Below are 2,521 nucleotides of genomic sequence, written 5' to 3'. Positions count from 1 at the left end.
AGAAGGGTTGGTTTCAAGAGACACTGCCGAAAGCTAAAAGCCGAATTGAAAATATTGCAATTCTTAGAGTGGATTGTGATTGGTATGAGTCAGTAAGATGCTGTTTGGATAATCTATATGATAACTTAATTACTGGTGGTTATTTGATCATAGATGATTATGGTCATTGGGAAGGTTGTAAAAAAGCAGTGGATGAATTTTTAGAAAAAAGAAAAATCAAAGTGCGATTAAATAAAATTGATTATACTGGGGTTTGGTTCCAGAAATTTTAAAGCTTGGATAATTTTATGAAAAAAATTATTTTACATGTAGCTCAAGCAGAAATATCTGAGGAGTCAGGAATGGGGCGTGTCGCTTGGCATTGGAGAAATGAGTTTGAAAAAAGAGGTTACGAGTTTATCCATATTGGTCCAAAAGAAGTTGGTCGGATACCGCATCCTGCTTTATTCCCTTATGCAGCATATCAGACTTATCGAAAACTCAAAAAGGTTGCCTCTGTTTTTTTAATTCATGAACCAGCCTCAGGTATTTTCGTAGGTCGGGGTATACCTACAGTGGTAGTTAGTCATGGTCTTGAACGGAGAGATTGGGAATTGACTCTACAAGGGAAGGGTGGCCAAAATATAAAATGGCGTACACGATTGCTTTTCCCTATTTGGAGATTGCGCCAATGTGATCTAGGTTTAAAGAAAGCTAACTTACTTTTGCTGATCAATCAAGAGGATGCTTTATATGCTCAAAGACGCTATAACCGAAATTCAGATATTTTGGTATTTAAAAATGGGGTTTATCCCTCAAACTTAAATGAAAAAATTCAACCTGAAAATCAAATTACTATTCTATTTTTAGGTTCTTGGATAGAGCGCAAAGGCATTAGAACACTTATTGAAGCAGCTACAATTTTGCATAGACAAGGGTTACGCTTAAATTATCTGGTAGCAGGCGTTTCGGTTGAAAGCAAAACAATTTTAGATTCTTGGCCAGAAGAGCTACATACTTTTGTAGAGGTAGTCCCACATTTTTCACGTGGCTACGAGGAAAGTCTTTTTGCTCGCTCTAACATTTTTGTCTTACCCAGCTTTTTTGAGGGACAGCCCTTGTCACTGCTTCAAGCTATGGAATCTGGACGTTGTTGTATAACCACAAATTGCTGTGGGCAGAAAGACTTAATTCAGCACGGTTTTAATGGATTACTACATGAACCAGGCGATGCAAAAAAGTTAGCTTTTTTGATAGCCAAATGTGCAGAGAGCAAAGATTTAAGGATAGAACTTGGTAAAAATGCCAAACTATCAGTTAAGGATCGTAGTTGGGAGGCTGTATCTGCTGAAATAGTAGACAGAATAGAGGTAGTACTAAACTTATGAAACTCCTTCTCATCTCCCGCCATTTCCCAAATATTTTTGGTGGGGTAAGTGATTACACTTATCATTTAAGCAATGCCCTATCTAAAGAGGGCTACGAAGTTTATGTTTTGACATCAAAGGATGAAAAGGTTATTAATAATGCAGGAGATAAGGTTAAGGTTTTGCCAGTGGTTGTCAGATGGAACTTCAGGGGTTTACCTCAAATTATTAAGGAAATAAAAGAGGTGAATCCTGATTGGATTCTGCTTCAGTATGTGCCACATATGTATAGCCATTGTGCCATTCCTGTCTACATTGCTGAATTATCTATTTTGCTTTGCCTGATGCGATTTAAACTCATCACCACCTTTCATGAGATTGCTATAAGGTTCGATCTTAAAAAGCCAAAATACTGGGGAATAGCGATAATAGAAAGGCTGATAGCCTACATATTGTGCATATGTTCTAATAGGGTTGTTGTGAGTATAGAATATTTCCGAAAGATGCTAAAGCCCTTTAAATACAAAATAATTAAAATGCCTGTTGGTAGTAATGTTTTGCCATATGAGATTCCAGAAGAAGAAAATCAAAATCTACGTAAAAAAATAGCCCCTAATGGGGAATTTATTATTTCTACTTTTGGTAGCAGTGGTTATTGGAGAAGGAACGATATTCTGTTAAAAGCAGTAAAGGTATATTTAGATGGAATGGGACAAGATAGCTTGAAGATTATAATTATTGGTAAAGCAAGCCTGGATATAAAACTTTTAGAAATGATTGATAAACTAAATTTAAGAAGGGTTGTTCATCTTACAGGGATCTTAAGTCCAGAAGAAATATATAGATATTTAGCTATATCCGATCTTTTTGTGTTAATAGATACCGATGCTTATGGTGGCATAAATATTAAAAGTACATCGCTTGCCTCAGCCTACGCTGCCATATTACCAATTATTGGAAATAGAGGTATATTAACCGATAATTTTTTCAGGGATAAAGAGAACATTTTTCTTATAAATAGTATAAATATTGAGGAAATATTGAGCGCAATATTGGAATTAGTTAATAACGAAGAATTACGGTATAAATTAAAAAAGGGTTCAGAGGAAACCTATAAGAATTATTTAAGCTGGGATAGAATAGCTGAAGGGTATGAAAAAATTTTAAATGAAAAC

At 35.3% G+C, this 2,521-nt stretch carries 3 protein-coding genes; all 3 read left to right on the top strand.

Annotated elements, in window-relative coordinates; all coding sequences use genetic code 11:
- Nucleotides 1-272 (top strand): TylF/MycF/NovP-related O-methyltransferase (locus tag AB1349_13660; protein MEW6558372.1); only part of this gene is annotated, 272 nt, incomplete at its 5' end.
- A gap of 15 nt (nt 273-287) precedes the next feature.
- Entirely contained in the window at nt 288-1,367 is a 1,080-nt protein-coding gene (locus AB1349_13655; GenBank protein MEW6558371.1) for a glycosyltransferase family 4 protein, read from the top strand.
- The coding region (locus tag AB1349_13650) for a glycosyltransferase family 4 protein (protein ID MEW6558370.1) at nt 1,364-2,521 on the top strand (1,158 nt) is incomplete at its 3' end. The genes AB1349_13655 and AB1349_13650, both read left to right, overlap by 4 nt.

Source organism: Elusimicrobiota bacterium (assembly GCA_040757695.1).
In the GTDB taxonomy this organism is placed as follows: Bacteria; Elusimicrobiota; UBA8919; order UBA8919; family UBA8919; genus JBFLWK01.
Note: the sequence above shows the minus strand (reverse complement) of the source record. Positions and strands in the feature narration are given on the sequence as shown.

Coding starts and splice junctions, on each gene's coding strand:
- AB1349_13655 (MEW6558371.1), top strand. CDS start 288: ATGAAAAAAATTATTTTACATGTAGCTCAAGCAGAAATATCTGAGGAG.